Source organism: Acinetobacter sp. KB005, assembly GCF_049949095.1.
Taxonomy (GTDB): domain Bacteria; phylum Pseudomonadota; class Gammaproteobacteria; order Pseudomonadales; family Moraxellaceae; genus Acinetobacter; species Acinetobacter calcoaceticus.
The window spans coordinates 1,232,304-1,248,364 of sequence record NZ_CP188191.1; the positions used below are offsets into that span (position 1 = coordinate 1,232,304).

Genomic DNA, 16,061 nt, shown 5'->3' on the forward strand with positions numbered 1-16,061 from the left:
CTTGTCGTATAAAAAATCGGTTATATGATTTGTCTATAAGATGGATACTAGTAAATTGTAATTTAAGAGTTGTTTAAATTAATTTTGATTTGTGAAGCCATCGCTATTATAAAATTATCTAAGCATATTGTTATAACTTGGGAAAATAAGTCTTGGACAAAATAGAAAATTTTGCTTGTCGAGTATGTGGTCTTATACAAGATGAAGAGCCGTGGGGGGAAAGTGGTGAAGATCCAAACTTTAATATTTGTGATTGTTGTGGTGTTGAATTTGGATATGAGGATTATACTAAAGAATCTGTAAAAGCGTACCGCAAGAAATGGTTAGAGGTAGGTGCTAATTGGTGGACATTAAAAAAGAAACCTAAAGATTGGGATGTTGAAAAACAATTACAAAATATCCCTGTAACTTTTAAATAACTTATAACCTTATGTTGTTTGAAATCTCAATCAAATTTTGATCTGGATCACGAATATAAACTGAAAGAATAGGATGCATTGCACCAGTACGCTCAATAGGACCTTCTTCAATTTGAATATTTAATTGATTAAGGTGCGCAACCACTTCTGAAATGGGAGTGTCTGAAATAAAACACAAGTCGGCAGATCCGGGAGTCGGATGCAATGCCTTGGGTTCAAATTCATTGCCTAGTTGATGCAAATTAATTTTTTGATGCCCAAACTTTAGAGCCTTTCTATTACCTTTAAAAGTGATGACTTCAAACCCCAATACGGTTTGATAGAAATGACAGATGGTTTCAATATTTGAGACGGTTAAAACAAGATGATCAAGATGGCTGATTTTCATGTGTTACTCACTATTATTTGGTTGGGTTAATAGTCAGACAGAGATTTTCTTTCTAAATTAAAAACACTGTTTTCTTTAGGTAATTGAGCTACCTGATCATAGTCAAGTTGTTGGAATGGCCCTGTTTTTAAGCCTGAAATCGTAATTGCCATTTCTTTTCGAAAATAAGGGATTTGATACATCCACGGAAAAACTAGATCTCTTAAACCTCCAGCCCACCAATGATCAGATTGATAAAGTGGTGTTAATAAGCGACTGAGGAATTGATAAAACTGGGTGGAAGAGCGGCGATGTTGATGATAGTGCTGCCAGAGGAGTGACCAGTCAATATTTTGGTTCTTTTGGGCAAGTTGCAATGATTGAGAAAATGCCCAAGCATCCAATAAAGCCATATTTGCGCCTTGTCCCAGTTGAGGGCTCATAGCATGAGCAGCATCACCAATAACACCAATTCGGCCTTGCCCAAATTGAGTCATCACGACATCACGGTATTCGGCAGATAGCCATTTAGGTTGAATTTGATTGTTGTACAAAATCTGTTTTAACCATTCTGCTACATCAGGCCAGCGCTCTGAAACTTGGTTTAACCAAGCCTGTTTTGACTGCTCGTCTTTCAAAAATGTAGGTAATTGTGCAGTAGGTAGGCTCCAAAATACACTCGCAAGTCGTTGCTCGGGTGTAGAAGGGATTGCCCCTGTAGGTAAAATCCCCATCATAATCTTTGAGCGATCATAAAATTGATGCAGAATTTGGGGATTCAGTGCTAAACATTCAGGCACGATACTCCAAGCAGCACCCCATGGATAAGCTTGATCGACTTTTACCCATGCTTTTGGTCGCAATTGACTACGAGCGCCATTGGCAATTAAGACCGCATCAAAGCAATCATCAAACTTTTGGTTGTGATTAAAGCCAAAGACCCGAATTTCATTAGGGTGTTCTTCAAGTCTTTCAATTGTGTGGCTCATACGCCAAGTAATGTGACTTGAATATTGAGAAAGTTTTTGAGTAAGAACGTGACATAAAGTAGAACGGTGAATACCTAAACCATAAAGATTTGTTGAAGCTTCATGATAGTGACTATTTACTAAAAGGCGTTTATCAGGAAGTTGCCCTTCTAGACCTGTGACTTTTGCACCTAGTGTTAAGGCTTCATCAAGTACACCAAGATGCTCAAATACGGCTAACCCAGCAGGCTGTAGTAAAAGACCTGCACCTACCGGAGATAATTCATCAACTTGTTCAAAAATAGTCACATTATTGCCTTCGCGGGCGAGCAAAATCGCAGTTGCTAAACCTGCTGTACCAGCACCGATAATGGCAAAATGAGGTGTTTTCATTGCTTATTCTTTTGAAGTATTTATAGATTCAATTTAACAATGAACTTATCACTGATCTAGAAAAATTTTTTAAAATTAAATTATTGTCATAGAAAAATCCCTTGCGATTGCAAGGGATTTAGAATTTATTTCAATATACGCCAAAGCGCTAATAAGCTACTCAGCACAATCAAAATAACCGAAACAAACCAAGGGCTAATAATCGCGATGGTTAGTAAAATCAGCATAGTACTGCCGAACATCCAACTGCGGCGTTGTTGATGTTCCATTTGCAAACGAAGTTGCTGCATTTCGCGTAACTGACGGTCTTGCCAAGCAGACTGATTTTTTAAACCATTTAAACTATCAACAATTAAGCTTGGGAAATCTTGAGCACCTAAAAGCAGGTCAGGTAGTTGCTGCCCTAACTCTTTTATATTTTTGACTGGGTTCATGTTGGCTTTGACCCATTCAGTCAAAATTGGTTTTGCCAATTTCCAGATGTCGAGCTGCGGATAAAGATCGGTCCCTAGGCCTTCAACATGCACTAAAGTCTTTAGCAACAACATGAGTTGCGGTGGAATCTCTAAATGGAAGCGACGGGCAATATCCATCACTTGAATTAAGATGCCAGCAAAATCAAGTTGATCCATTGGTTTAGACACCATTGGTCCAACGGTACGACGCATTTCACGTGATAACGCATCTTGGTCTGTACCCGGTGGAATCCAGCCAGCTTGATGCACAATTTGAATGAGCTGCATAAAGTTGCTATTCATTACAGCAAGCAACATGCGGGCAATCGTCATCTGGTCATGCTTAGATAACTCACCCATAATCGCACAGTCCAATGCAATAAAGCGTGGATTGCTTGGGTTAATTGTTTCTACAAAGACATTGCCGGGGTGCATGTCGGCATGGAAAAAGTTATCGCGGAATACTTGCGTGAAGAAAATGGTTAATCCTTTTTCTGCAAGTTGTGCACGGTCCATGCCTAGACGGTCAAAAGTCGCCGTATCTGAAATAGGTACACCTGTAATCCGCTCTGCCACCATGACATCTTTGGTGTCCATGTAGACTTCAGGCACATACATCATGGTTGAGCCAGTAAAATAATGGCGCATACGACGGGTATTATCCGCCTCAATACTCAAGTCCAGCTCATTTAAGATAATCTGGCGATAGTCTTGAATAATTTCGCTTAAATGCAACGCACGCGCAGCTTCAAGGCGGCTTTCTAGTGTGTTGCCTAACCATGCCAAAATCTCAAAGTCTTGCAAAATTTGGTTGCGAATGTCTGGACGAGTCACCTTAATAACGACTTCACGACCATCGTGCAAAGCAGCAGTATGAACTTGCGCAATTGACGCAGCAGCTAATGGCTGGTCATCAAAGCGAGCAAACAAGGTATTTACATCAGCTTTTAACGAATCTTGAATACGTTGCTTGGCAACATTGCTATCAAAAGGTTTTACCTGATCTTGAAGTAAGACCAATTGAGCAAGTATTTCAGGTGGAATCAAATCACGTCGGGTTGACAGTAATTGCCCAAGCTTAATTGCAAGCGGCCCCATCTCTTCCAAAGCTTCTTTGAGCTTTAAAGGGTTTTTACGTTCACGACTAGACCATGCGGCCGGGTGCATTTTAATAACACTTAATGCACGTTGAGCTTTAACTGGTAATTCATCCGCAGGGAACAACGTATCGAGTCTATAGTGCGCTGCAATACGCCAAAGTTCGAGTAAACGTGAAACGTGCGGAATCATATAAAGTCTTACCTAGTCTTGAGAGGGTTGTAGTTGTGCGTTGAGTTGCTGCAATCTTGCTTCAAGACGGTCAATGTCTTGATTAAGCTTGCGCGTTGCTTGAGTTAAATCATCCATTTCCCAGCGAGGGGCAAATAGACCGCTATCTTCTTTTAAGGCATCTTCAGCAAAAAATAGATGACTTTGAAGAGAGCGTTTTAAATGTTTTGGTGCAAGCTGAATCTTGCCAATTTCGTGGGCAAGTTGAGGACCCACCCATCTTGATAAGTGCGTAGCTAAATCTGGTTCAGCTTGTTGCATGATTTTTTGAATATCCTGTAACAGGTGATAATCACCTTGCAATGGGATATTGCCAATCTGATCTGGATCGCTGACCAATAGTTTGATCAGCTCAATGACATCTTTAACATGCAAAGTTGCTGTAGCTTCAGAAATTTTGAATTGCTCATCAAAAGGGCGTTGTTCAAAAATAGAAGGCTTTTCACTATGCCCTGTTGCGGTAGGTTCAAGACGTACTTTTTCTTGATCAAAGAATACATCGACAGAAAGTTGCGGACTGTCGATTACGACACGCAACATTTTGCCCTGTAACTGATTAAGCTGAATTCGAGTAACCGCATCCAGATCGATCAGATGATGAATGATACGTTCGACTGCACCGAGTGCCAGAATCGACCACATATCGTTAACCCTTACAGTTTGAAGCCACGGTGAACGGCAACGATACCAGCAGTAAGGTTGTGATAGTCACAGTTCTGGAAGCCAGCATTTTCCATCATACCTTTTAAGGTGCGTTGGTCTGGATGCATACGAATTGATTCAGCCAAATATTTATAACTTTCTGAATCATTGGCAACTAATTTACCCATAATCGGTAAAGCAGTGAATGAGTAGAGGTCATAAAGTTTTGAGAATGGCTCAAATACAGGCTTAGAAAATTCAAGAATAAGCAAACGACCGCCTGGCTTCAATACACGGAACATAGAAGCAAGTGCTGCATCTTTATCAGTCACGTTACGTAAGCCAAAACTAATGGTGAGTAGATCAAAGCTGTTATCTGCAAAAGGCTCTAAAGTTTCTGCATTGGCAAGTACGAAGTCAACATTGGTACAGCCTGCATCAATCAAACGGTCACGGCCTACATTGAGCATAGATTCGTTAATGTCTGAAAGAACGACATGGCCTTGAGGACCAACTTCGCGGCTGAATACTTTCGCCAAATCGCCTGTACCACCAGCAATGTCCAACACATGTTGACCACGGCGTACACCTGACATGTTAATTGCAAAGCGTTTCCAAAGGCGGTGAATACCAAATGACATCAAGTCATTCATCAAGTCATATTTGCTTGCAACTGAATGGAAAACTTCTGCAACTTTTTGAGCTTTATCTTCAGTTTTAACAGTCGAGAAACCAAAGTGTGTGGTTTCTCCCACGTTGCCAGTATTGCCAGCACCACGTGGTAAATTGTATTTCGGTACAGAACCGTTAACTGGTGTATCAGTTAAGGTTTGTTGTAAAGTTTGTTGTTGCCCTTGAGGGGTACCTTGCGGTAAAGGTGAGCTTAGGAATGGGCTAACTTTGTCTGAACTTTGTGCCTGCTCAGTTGGAGATGTTGGCTTTTGGTTTTCGTTAGACATATTGTCTCTCCTAGACTCAAACTCAAGTGAAACGGAATAAGTTCTGCATGATGACAGATTTTGTCTATTTTTACAGGCATCATCATGCAAATATAATGAATAAAATCTCAACTTCGTAAGGTTGATTTTTTCTCTGTGCCGACCTTATCACACTCTAAACGGATTCGGATGCCCTGAATGTACATTTTCAATAATCTGGCGTTCTTTTTCCGTAAAAGTCTTGATAAAGGTCTCGGCTGATTTTAACGGTTTCATCGCAGTAAAACCATCTTGGATAAAATCATACATCAACTCGAAGTGATATTTTTGGGCAATGCCTTTACACATTTTAAAAGCCGTAAACATCATAAATGAGCGCATATATTTATCGAGTGCTGTACCTAAATCATCAAGAAGAGCAAGTTGCTGATAACGAGCTTCTGCCTGATCAAGTTTGGTTAAGGTTAAGCGCATGATTTCATCGGTTAATACCGTGTCAGCCGGATAATCCTCAAGAAGCTGTATCGCCACTTGTTCATCAAGCTGAGTGGCAAGCACAGCTAAACTTACCGATTTAGTTCCAGTTTTAATCGCATTCTCAGGCAATACTTTTTCGGCTTTATGTGCATATTTCAATAGACGTTCAATTTGCGCTGCAAGGGCATCAAACTCTGGACCACCATATAAACGATTTAAAAAATACTCTGCCATGAGTTTATGTTCAGGCAGATTAAAAAAGTCGTGATGTGTATCTTTCATCCGCTCTTTTAACCATGTTTGTACATCTTGCAAACGTTGGGCAAGCACTGGATTGTCGTGATAATTAAATGTTTTATATTGTTGTAAAAGTTCATCAAAAGCAGCGAGTTTAGACATGTAAGACTCTAATATTGGGCTATTTACAAAAAATCATAAGAGGCATTGTAACCTTGTGCTATGGCGAGAAGATGTAAAAAAAATGATTCATGCGTCAATTTTTAGATGGAATTTGGTCGCAATGACATAATTTGTATAGCAATTCATCATTTAACCGCATAAGTTAAATATCAACGAAATTAAACAATAAATGATTAGAGCCGTGGACTATGAGTGAACAACAACCAAAATTTGAAATTCGAGATGAAGAACAGCTTTCGGTCGATTTGATTGAAGCACAATATGCTCTAAAAGAAAGTCGAGGGAAGCCGAATGCTAAAAGTACACTCATTTTAATGAGTGGTATTGAACTGGCTGGAAAAGGGGAAGCGGTTAAGCAGCTTCGCGAGTGGTTAGACCCAAGATATTTACGAGTAAAAGCAGATGCGCCGCGTGTGCTGACAGATACAGAAGCATTTTGGCAATCTTATTCGGAGTTTATTCCTACCGAAGGTCAAATTGTGGTGATGTTTGGCAATTGGTATAGCGATTTGCTTGTTACGGCAACGCATGTGTCTGAACCTTTAGATGAGGCGCGATTTGATGCTTACGTTGAAAGTATGCGGGCATTCGAACAAGATTTGAAAAATAATTATGTGGATGTGGTCAAAGTCTGGTTCGACCTTTCATGGAAATCACTGCAAAAACGTTTAGACAAAATTGATCCGTCAGAGCAGCACTGGCATAAGCTTCACGGTCTAGACTGGCGTAATAAAAAACAATATGACACTTTGCAAAAGTTACGCCGCCGTTTTACCGACGATTGGTACATTATTGATGGCGAAGATGAAACGCAACGCGATCAGTTTTTTGCTCAATACCTTTTACAACACATGCGTCAACTTCCTGACCATGAAACTGAAGTTAAAGGAAAATGGCAACAAGCTAAAATTCCAGAGAGTTTATTAAAACCTTCTAATGAGCCACTTGAAAAAGCTGAATATAAAAAAGAGCTCGATAAACTCAGCAAAAAAATTGCTGATGCAATGCGTTTCGACAAACGCAATGTCGTGATTGCTTTTGAAGGCATGGATGCAGCAGGTAAAGGTGGTGCAATTAAGCGAATTGTTAAAAACCTAGATCCGCGTGAATATGATATTCATTGTATTGGAGCACCTGAACGTTACGAGGCACGACATCCTTATTTATGGCGTTTCTGGAACCGTATTAATGAGGCTGAAAAAATCACAATCTTTGATCGGACTTGGTATGGGCGTGTACTCGTTGAACGTGTCGAAGGTTTTGCTTCGCCTTTAGAGTGGCAGCGTGCTTATGACGAAATTAATCGTTTTGAAAAAGATTTATTTGATAGTCAAACGATTGTAGTAAAAATTTGGCTGGCAATTAGCAAAGATGAACAAGAGCAGCGTTTTAAAGCCAGAGAAGAGACACCCCATAAACGCTTTAAAATTACCGCAGAGGATTGGCGTAATCGTGATAAGTGGGACGATTATTTAAAAGCGGCAGCAGATATGTTTGAGCGAACCAGTACTGAATACGCACCTTGGTATATTGTTGCAACTGATGATAAATATACTGCACGTCTAGAAGTATTAAAGGCGGTTTTAAAACAGCTGAGAGCGGATTAAGCTCTCAGCCATAAGGAATCTACTAATTTACAATAGTGGTACGGCTTTTTTGCTGAATACGTTTTGCAAGATTGTAACTGTCATTTAGGTGAGTTTCTGCTATTTTTTTCATCATGAAATAGCCTAAACTTGCTGCTACAATTTGTCCGCCTAACGGTATAAATTTAGTCACCTGTTTCGTTACGATTTTGCCTAAAAAACCATTAAATGTTTTTTTAACAGTAGTACGTGCCACTACAAAACCTGAAAATTCAAAACCGCGTTTACGTAATTCATCCCAATGAATTGTTTTAGTTTTTGGGTCGTAAACACTAACGTGCTCAGGTGCTAAGCCAAAACGGGAATTGATATCTGGAATAAGGTACGACAAAATTCCCAAATCTATCACAACGTCTAAAAACGGAATCGGTACAATTGCCGCTCCTGCTGAGACGTAAGCTCTTTTTTTGATGAGGTCACGACACTCATCGCGAATTTGTTCCAGATTTAGGCTAGGATCAATATAGTCAGGAATGTTATCAATTTTCATAATGTCTACCTGTGTAAGTTTCTTGATGGCGTCATTTAAACCAAGTGTAAGTGACACCTAAAGTTAAATTATGCTGTGTTTAAACCAACGTGACATAGTCAGATTCAGTTGTATAGTAATGAATGTTTATGATTTTGTGCATAAATTATGCAAGCAGGATATGAAATAAATGGGGATTCATGTTATTCAAAGCCAACGTATTGATGTGTTGTTGCAAGGTGTATTAGCGTCTACATCGCAAACTTCAACGCATCCTTTACAGGTTTTGAAAACACAGCATTTTGTTGTTCCAAGTCCTGCGGTTGAGCAGTGGCTGATACAGAAACTTGCAGAACAGCAAGGCATGAGTGCCAATTACCAGTTTCATCAACGGGTACGAGGTTTCCAGTGGTATGCCTATCAGCAAGTTTTAACTGCCCATAAAGAACAGGTCCGTAAAGCGAACATTCCACGTTTAATTTTTAAATGGCGGGTTCATCAGGCTTTGTATGAATTTATACAACCTGATGCAATTAGCATAGATGCCTCACATCCTCTCCATTCTATTGTTCAGCGCATTTATGACAGCGCAGACCGGCTTGAGCAAGGCATAGATAAACAACTAAAAAAACAAAAAATGCTGTATTGGGTGGCTGAGCAGGTTGCCGATCTATTTAGTAACTACATGATTTATCGTGGACAGTGTCAGCGTGGTTGTGAAAATAGTTGTACGTGTCCAGAAAACTGGTTGGCTGCTTGGGGGCAAGGGCGAGCGCTCGATATTGAAAAATATATTGTGCAAAAAGACGAAGAGGTTACTGCTTTTGCATTGCATCAAACTCAAGAGCTAGAACGTTGGCAGCGGTGGTTGTGGCAGCAACATTTTCATGATGACTTTTTGCAGATGCAGCAAATTGATGCGTTGTTTTGGCAAGAGATCGAACATTCAGATCGTAGTAAATGGGCTATTTCAAGATTGCCTCATCAGGTGGTGATCTTTACATTATTGGATTTACCGCCAAGCCAGTTACAGTTCTTACGTCGTTTAGGGCAATATATTGATGTGCTAATTTTGCACTATAACCCTTCGCAAGAATATTGGGCAGATAGCGTCGATCCACTGTGGAAACAGCGTTATGACTTAGGGGTGAAAGAGCGCTTTATTGCGAAAAACCCTAAGGCAACGGATGCTGAAATTAGCGATTTCTTTAATAAATTTACACTCAACTTTAATGCTGAAGCACGTGAGTCCAGACATCCACTTTTAACAAGATTGGGTAAACAAGCCCGCGATCACTTTTCGCTATTATCAAATTTATCTACGGGTGAAGAGGGTAAATGGGTTGATGCTTTTGTGGATGATTTCCCTGAAAGTTTACTCGGTAAAGTTCAGTCCGATATTTTGCATTTGGTGGAACCCCAAGCTAAGCAATATGAGCTTGCTCCAGACGATGACTCTATTCAGATCCATGTTTGCCATTCTACTTTACGTCAGCTTGAAGTACTAAAAGAGCAATTGATTGGTTGGTTGGCCAAAGCACATGAGCAGCCGCGTCGTCCAAATGATATTTTGGTTTTAGTTCCCAATTTGACCGATATAGAGCCTTTAATTCGGAGTGTATTTCCTGCAACTGCCACTGAGCAGGGGGTGCATTTACCAGTGAAAATTGCAGGTGTTGCCTCACTCGATGCATTAAATGCTTGGCGTGCCGTGATTGGGCGTATTCAGCTCATGCAAGGGCGTTTTAGCTTTGATGATTTTGCTGACTGGTTAAGCTTGCATGCGACTCAGCAACGATACGAACTTGAATATGCTCAGGTTGAGCGAATTTTAAATTTACTTGCCGATGCAGGGTTTAAACGAGGACTTGATGCAGAGCATCTCAAGCGCAGTTTGTGTGAGGGTGATGACGATTATCGATATAGTTTTAAATTTGCTTTAGAGCGATTGGCTCTAGGCATTGCTGTGCCTGTACATGAAACATTTAATCAGGTGCTGAGTTATGCCAAAGTTCAACCAGGTGATTTTGAGTTGATTGGTACACTCATTCAGATTTATCAAGATTTGAATGAGCGCCGTGATTGGTTAACCCTGCATGAACAGGGGCAAGTCTATACGGTTGAATATTGGCTTCAGGTGCTGGGTAAAGATATTGTCGAATTTGAGCAGGTGGGTGTTGCTGCTTTAAAAGCTGTTCGGGAAATTGTCAAAAAACAAGAGCGAATGTTGACGCTCGCAAGCTATTACGCAGAGACAGAAACAGGAACTTTGCGCAAAATCACGTTGCCTCTACCTTATATTATTGAAGAAATTCAACGGACTTTAGAAAGCCAAAGTGCACAAGCAGAACCGACAGGGCAAATTACCTTTGCCCAAATTGGACACATTCGGCCGCTCCCTTATCGCTTAATGGTGATGTTAAATCTTGATGCAGGGCAATTCCCAAACCGTGATACACATGTTCCATTTGATTTAATGGATGCATTGCGCCAACAGTTAGGAGACCGCTCTCGTATTGAGGATGATCAGGGCGCTTTTTTAGATGCTTTATTATTAGCCCAAGAAAATTTATGGTTGTTTTATAACGGGTTTGATGTGAATGATGGCGAGGTGAGAGAACCTTCTAGTATTCTTCAAGAGTTCCGTGAACACCTTGCCTTGATTGTAAAAGCCGAAGACGATGTACCTGAAAATGTAGTTGTTGAAGGGATCGAGATTCCATCACAATTAAAGCAGCTTTATCACCTCCATCATTTACAGCCCTTTGATCCGAAAGGTTTTACTGTAGAAAAAAGTGGTGTTCGTTACCAAGATCATTGGTTTAAGGTTGCTTCACAAATTCAGCAAGTCTCAGGAAACCGTCAACCTTGGGCGAATACGACCTATCCGCTGCAAGCCCCTGACATGTTGGTTTTAGATAGCCAGCAATGGATACAGGATGTGACATTCCCCGCACGACTATATTTGAAAACCTTGGGTGTCGAAAACTTAGGAAGTGTCGGACTGCTCGATCAAAATGAGCCCTTGTTACTAGATGGTTTAGGACGTTATGCGATTCGAGATTTTTTACAGCAATCTGATCAACAAGCACAACCTGAGGTATTACTTGATCAATTGCCTGTAGGCAAAGTCAAATACAGCGCATGGCAACAAGGTGTTTTTGAACAAGAATGTTTGCTTGAACGCCTTCATCAATACGCGCCAGCAGTCACACAAACGACTCAGCGAGTTTGGCGAATTGCTAAACAGCTTCATATGAATATTACTGTTCCAAAGTCTGAAACTCAGGATTGGATCAGCATGGAGCCTTCAAGCGCTCGGGCAAAAAGACGTGCGAAAGTCTGGTTAGAACATCTACTCTGGTTGGCATATCTTAATGAGGGAAGTGCAGGAGCTGAAAAGCGCCGCATTGTGGTTTTTAGTGATCAAACCGTGATTTGTAGTGGTGTGAGTTCTGAACAGGCTCGGCAATATTTACAACCGTGGTTTAAAATCTGGCGTTATGCACAACAACAACCATTGGTTCTACCAGCTGCCTTATTATTAAAGCCACTAGAAAAAGCCAAAGCATATCAGTGGGAAACGGCAGATCAGGCAGAAAAAGCAAAACTGGATGAGAAGAGCTATGCTGAGCTGCTAAAATACTGGAATGAAACAGGGTCATTTACCACAATGGATATGACTCAAAATGAAGCTTGCAAGCTGCATAAAGACTGGAGTTTTATTTTACAAGAACAAGATGCACAAGCTTTGCTTCAACATGCTTGTGATGAGTTTGCGTATGATCTGTACCATCCAGTTTTTCAATTTCAACATTCGGAGTAAGACATGAACTCAAGAGTACAGGTGTCTTATCAACCTATTATTGATATTGATTTTAGTGGATTACACTTAATTGAAGCTTCAGCAGGTACAGGAAAAACTTATACTTTATCGAGCTTGATGGTCCGTATCTTTCTTGAAAAGTACTTGCCTAGACAGGTCATTGCGACCACGTTTACCCGTGCTGCCGCTGCTGAGTTAAAAAGCCGTATTCGTGCCCGTTTGGTCGAAACGTATCGTTACTTAGAGACCAAGCGTAGTTTTACAGAACATGAATTAATTACGCAGGCCGAGCAAGAGCCTGACTTATTACTTCAACATATTTTAAAAAGCTTTGCGACGCGTATTGCCTATGCGTGTGAACGTTTAAAACTGGTTATAGATCAGTTCGATGAGCTATTTGTTGGAACACTCGATAGCTTTAGCCAAAAACTATTGCGTGAGTTTGCTTTTGAGAGTGGCAAAATTGAACGCGCTCAAATTACCGATGATGCCAAAACCTATAGCCGACAACTCATTCATGATGTACTGCGTGAATGGATACAGTCTCAACCTCAAACCGTGATTGATGCTTTGTATCTGGCAGGTGAACTTAAGAGTGTCGATAGTTTTGTCAAATTAGTAGAAGACTCGCTTAATTTTAGTTCTGCACATTTTAAGCTTCCCGAAAAACCAACAATTCAATTTGAACAACTGGCGCAGCTCAAACAGTTAGCTACAGAAATTGACTTAAGCCTTTTAGAGCACTATTACCAGCTTGATGGCGAACACTATAAGTATGTGAGCGGTACGGTATTTCGAAACGGCGCTTTTAATAAATTATTTAGTGAATGTTTACCGCAGCTTCTGCAAGTTCTAACGCAAAGCGACAGTATTTTAGTTTTTGATGGAACGCTATCAGCACAGCGTGAACTTATTTTTAAATTTTTAGGTCAAATTGCCGATCAGAAAGTTTTTAAAAAATGTCCGGCCGAAATTTCAGATGGTTTTTATCAGCACACTACAGTTCAGCAAATACAGCAACTCTTTGGTGTACTGAAAAACTATGCTGAGCAGTTTGATCAGCTTCATATTTATTTGAAGGCCTATTTGTGTGTAGAAGTTAAAAAACGTTTACCACAGGTTTTGCAAAATAAAGGTGAAACTACTTTTTCTCAGCAAATTCGTACACTTTCAGAAGCTTTAAAAGGTGAGCAGGGGCAACGTTTTGCTGTATTTGTGCAGGCTCGATATCCCTTAATTTTGGTTGATGAATTTCAGGATACCAACCAAGATCAAGACGACATGCTCGCCAGTATCTGGCGTCATCCGCAGCGTTATCAAAAAGGCTGCATGATTATGGTGGGTGACCGAAAACAGGCAATTTACGGTTTCCGTGGTGGGGATATGCTCACCTTCCTAAATGCCTATAAAGATATTCAAGCCAAACATGGGTGCGAATATAAGTTAATTCATAACCACCGTTCGGTAGCCGATCTGGTTGAAGTGGTCGATGCCTTCTTTCAACGGCAAATCGATTTTGGTGAACAGGTTCAATATGACCCAATTCGAGCAGGAACTCGGCCTCATCCTGTACTGATTGAGCAGAACAATCATAACTCTCATCCTTTACGCTGGCTGATGCTTAAAGATAAAGAAACAGAGGCTCAGCAAGTTGCATGGAAGATTCGGGATTTACTCAATCGTTCTCATGAGGGGCATTTATATTTTCAAAATGGCACCCAAACTCAAACAGTAGGTGAAGATGATATTGCAGTATTGTCCCGTAATCATGATGGGCTTGATAAAGTTCAATTTGAGCTAGAGCGTTTAGGAATTCGGGTTAATCGTCCATCGAAACGAAGTGTTTTTGATTGCACGATTGCTCAAGACGTTGGTGCTTTATTGACAGCAATACTTCACCCTTATGATGAGGCAAAAGTGAAGCGGGCTTTAATTAGCCGTCTATTTGCTATGGATTTAAAACAGCTATTACAGCTTGAGCAGACAGCAGAAGGCTTAAGCCAGTTCATGACTGGTTTTGATAGCATTAGAGAGCTATGGTCTAGTCAGGGCTTTTTAGTTGCATGGCAACAATGTTTAAGCCAGTTTGATATCTGGCAAAATTTGGTGGCTGCTCAAAGCAAAGATAATGAACGAGTTGTGGTGAACTTGCGTCATTTGACTGAAATTTTGAGTCAGCACAGCGAGAAATACTCAGGCGCGCAAAACCTTTATCACTGGTATCTCAAACAGTTGCGTTCTCCTCTCGATCGTGATTGGGAGCTAGAACGTAAATTGTCGAGTGAAGCAGGTATTCAGCTCATGACAATTCACCAGTCAAAAGGACTGGAATTTAAGATTGTTTTCTTATTAGGTGCAGACAAGCCGTTTCGAGAAAATAACAAAACTCTGAATTTTTCGACCCAAGATGTAGTCCAACCAGACTCAAGCCAGACGTTAACTCAACGTGTAGTTGCGATTGCTGACAAGACGTATTTGAATGAAATTGAACTTAAACAACATGAAGAGCGGGCATTAGCTGAACAGAATCGTCTTTGGTATGTCGCTTTAACGCGAGCAAGCCACCGCGTCTATGCTGTTTTACAAGATGCTGATGGTAAATCAGTTTCAGGCTTAGCTTTCTGGAAAAATAGGAATGAGCCTTTTCAGCACCATTGCTGTACAGATGAAATGGTTTTGGAGCAGATGCCTCAAGCAATTCATTTAGCTAAGCAAACCAGTATTATTGAACTACAAGCACAACGTTTTCCTGAGCAACGTTTTTATTCTCGTGGTAAAACCAGTTTCAGTTACTTGGCGCAGCATTTAAAACATAAGGTTGGCACAGATTTATTGGCGAGTCAGAGCAATGATGCTGTATTAGCAGAAGATGAGCTGGACTTGGTCAACACTGTTGAAACAATCAGTGCTCAGCCGATTGACTGGATAAAGAATAATTTTCCGAGAGGAACGCTTGCTGGTAATTTCCTGCATGAAATTTTTGAGCATATCGATTTTCAATGTTCAGATGACTGGGTCATAGAAATACGTCGTCGTTTTAAAAATGACTATAGTAGTCTCTGGCTAGATTTAATCAGTAAATATAAAGAGAGCTTTCCAGAGGAAGAAGACGCCGAGAATCTGCTTTATCAGTCAGTTGCACAGTGGTTGCAAGATGTTTTACGAACGCCACTCTATCAGGGCTTCCGATTGAACCAACTCCAACCAGAGCAGCATTTGTCGGAGTTTCCTTTTTATTTGGCATTGTCGGATCGGGTTTTAGCCATGACTCGTGTTCAGCAACTCTTTGCTGAATATGGTCTGAATATGCCGGAGTTACTTGAAGCCCGTTCAGCCCGTTATCTCAATGGTTCTATCGATTTGGTTTATTTTGATGGACAGCGCTATCACATTGCCGATTATAAAAGTAATTATTTAGGAGAGGATCTTGCTGATTATCGTAGCGATAACATTGCACAAAGCATGTCTTTGGCAAGTTACTGGCTACAGGCAGGTCTATACTTGGTGGCATTACATCGCTATTTGCAAGTCAAAATGCAGGATTACCAAATTGAGCAACATTTAGGTGGGGCGACTTATCTTTATTTGCGTGGCATGAATGGTGAAGCAGAGCAGGGGTATTATTACTGGCAACCTAGTATTGAGTTTATTCTGCGTCTTGATGCTATTTTGGGGTATTTTGCTGAGGATAAAATCGCATGAAAAATGCTGA

The 16,061-nt window shown here is 40.6% G+C and carries 11 protein-coding genes; 4 read left to right on the forward strand and 7 right to left on the reverse strand.

Features of this window, described 5'->3' with window-relative positions; all coding sequences use genetic code 11:
* Nucleotides 1–152: 152 nt before the first annotated feature.
* Nucleotides 153–419: a hypothetical protein gene (locus ACPF64_RS06065; protein WP_061874455.1), complete on the forward strand. Its 267-nt coding sequence runs from the start codon at nucleotides 153–155 to the stop codon at nucleotides 417–419.
* A 1-nt stretch (nucleotide 420) separates the two neighbouring features.
* Here ACPF64_RS06065 and ACPF64_RS06070 read toward each other — a convergent pair whose 3' ends face one another.
* The 6 genes from ACPF64_RS06070 to ACPF64_RS06095 form a co-directional block, all read right to left on the reverse strand.
* Entirely contained in the window at nucleotides 421–807 is a 387-nt protein-coding gene (locus tag ACPF64_RS06070; RefSeq protein WP_426455818.1) for a VOC family protein, read from the reverse strand.
* Between the two features lie 26 nt (nucleotides 808–833).
* Entirely contained in the window at nucleotides 834–2,147 is a 1,314-nt protein-coding gene (locus tag ACPF64_RS06075; protein WP_426455819.1) for an FAD-dependent oxidoreductase, read from the reverse strand.
* Nucleotides 2,148–2,272: 125 nt separating this feature from the next.
* A complete protein-coding gene (locus ACPF64_RS06080; protein WP_151743568.1) occupies nucleotides 2,273–3,892 on the reverse strand; it encodes an ABC1 kinase family protein in 1,620 nt (539 codons plus the stop codon).
* Between the two features lie 12 nt (nucleotides 3,893–3,904).
* Complete coding sequence (locus ACPF64_RS06085) at nucleotides 3,905–4,573, reverse strand: ubiquinone biosynthesis accessory factor UbiJ (RefSeq protein ID WP_426455820.1); 669 nt, start codon at nucleotides 4,571–4,573, stop codon at nucleotides 3,905–3,907.
* An 11-nt stretch (nucleotides 4,574–4,584) separates the two neighbouring features.
* Nucleotides 4,585–5,532, reverse strand: coding sequence for a bifunctional demethylmenaquinone methyltransferase/2-methoxy-6-polyprenyl-1,4-benzoquinol methylase UbiE (gene ubiE, locus ACPF64_RS06090; protein WP_004640878.1), 948 nt, complete (start codon nucleotides 5,530–5,532; stop codon nucleotides 4,585–4,587).
* A 147-nt stretch (nucleotides 5,533–5,679) separates the two neighbouring features.
* A complete protein-coding gene (locus ACPF64_RS06095; RefSeq protein WP_426455821.1) occupies nucleotides 5,680–6,387 on the reverse strand; it encodes an FFLEELY motif protein in 708 nt (235 codons plus the stop codon).
* A gap of 209 nt (nucleotides 6,388–6,596) precedes the next feature.
* On the opposite strand from ACPF64_RS06095, the gene pap reads away from it, so the two are divergent.
* The gene (gene pap / locus ACPF64_RS06100) at nucleotides 6,597–8,015 is read left to right on the forward strand and encodes a polyphosphate:AMP phosphotransferase (protein WP_004640882.1); all 1,419 of its coding nucleotides are present in this window, start codon (nucleotides 6,597–6,599) and stop codon (nucleotides 8,013–8,015) included.
* A gap of 22 nt (nucleotides 8,016–8,037) precedes the next feature.
* Here pap and ACPF64_RS06105 read toward each other — a convergent pair whose 3' ends face one another.
* Nucleotides 8,038–8,544 (reverse strand): hypothetical protein, encoded by a 507-nt coding sequence (locus ACPF64_RS06105; RefSeq protein ID WP_056483103.1) that lies wholly within the window; start codon nucleotides 8,542–8,544, stop codon nucleotides 8,038–8,040.
* Between the two features lie 169 nt (nucleotides 8,545–8,713).
* On the opposite strand from ACPF64_RS06105, the gene ACPF64_RS06110 reads away from it, so the two are divergent.
* The gene (locus ACPF64_RS06110; RefSeq protein ID WP_426455822.1) at nucleotides 8,714–12,349 is read left to right on the forward strand and encodes an exodeoxyribonuclease V subunit gamma; all 3,636 of its coding nucleotides are present in this window, start codon (nucleotides 8,714–8,716) and stop codon (nucleotides 12,347–12,349) included.
* A 3-nt stretch (nucleotides 12,350–12,352) separates the two neighbouring features.
* On the forward strand, nucleotides 12,353–16,051 hold the full coding sequence (locus tag ACPF64_RS06115; protein WP_426455823.1) for a UvrD-helicase domain-containing protein: 3,699 nt from the start codon (nucleotides 12,353–12,355) through the stop codon (nucleotides 16,049–16,051).
* The last annotated feature ends 10 nt before the right edge of the window (nucleotides 16,052–16,061 follow it).

Bases quoted from the DNA above. Each gene is read 5' to 3' on its own strand.
- ACPF64_RS06115 (WP_426455823.1), top strand. From the start codon at position 12,353: ATGAACTCAAGAGTACAGGTGTCTTATCAACCTATTATTGATATTGAT.
- ACPF64_RS06085 (WP_426455820.1), bottom strand. From the start codon at position 4,573: ATGTGGTCGATTCTGGCACTCGGTGCAGTCGAACGTATCATTCATCAT.
- ACPF64_RS06075 (WP_426455819.1), bottom strand. From the start codon at position 2,147: ATGAAAACACCTCATTTTGCCATTATCGGTGCTGGTACAGCAGGTTTA.
- ACPF64_RS06080 (WP_151743568.1), bottom strand. From the start codon at position 3,892: ATGATTCCGCACGTTTCACGTTTACTCGAACTTTGGCGTATTGCAGCG.
- ACPF64_RS06110 (WP_426455822.1), top strand. From the start codon at position 8,714: ATGGGGATTCATGTTATTCAAAGCCAACGTATTGATGTGTTGTTGCAA.
- ubiE (WP_004640878.1), bottom strand. From the start codon at position 5,532: ATGTCTAACGAAAACCAAAAGCCAACATCTCCAACTGAGCAGGCACAA.
- ACPF64_RS06105 (WP_056483103.1), bottom strand. From the start codon at position 8,544: ATGAAAATTGATAACATTCCTGACTATATTGATCCTAGCCTAAATCTG.
- ACPF64_RS06095 (WP_426455821.1), bottom strand. From the start codon at position 6,387: ATGTCTAAACTCGCTGCTTTTGATGAACTTTTACAACAATATAAAACA.
- ACPF64_RS06070 (WP_426455818.1), bottom strand. From the start codon at position 807: ATGAAAATCAGCCATCTTGATCATCTTGTTTTAACCGTCTCAAATATT.
- pap (WP_004640882.1), top strand. From the start codon at position 6,597: ATGAGTGAACAACAACCAAAATTTGAAATTCGAGATGAAGAACAGCTT.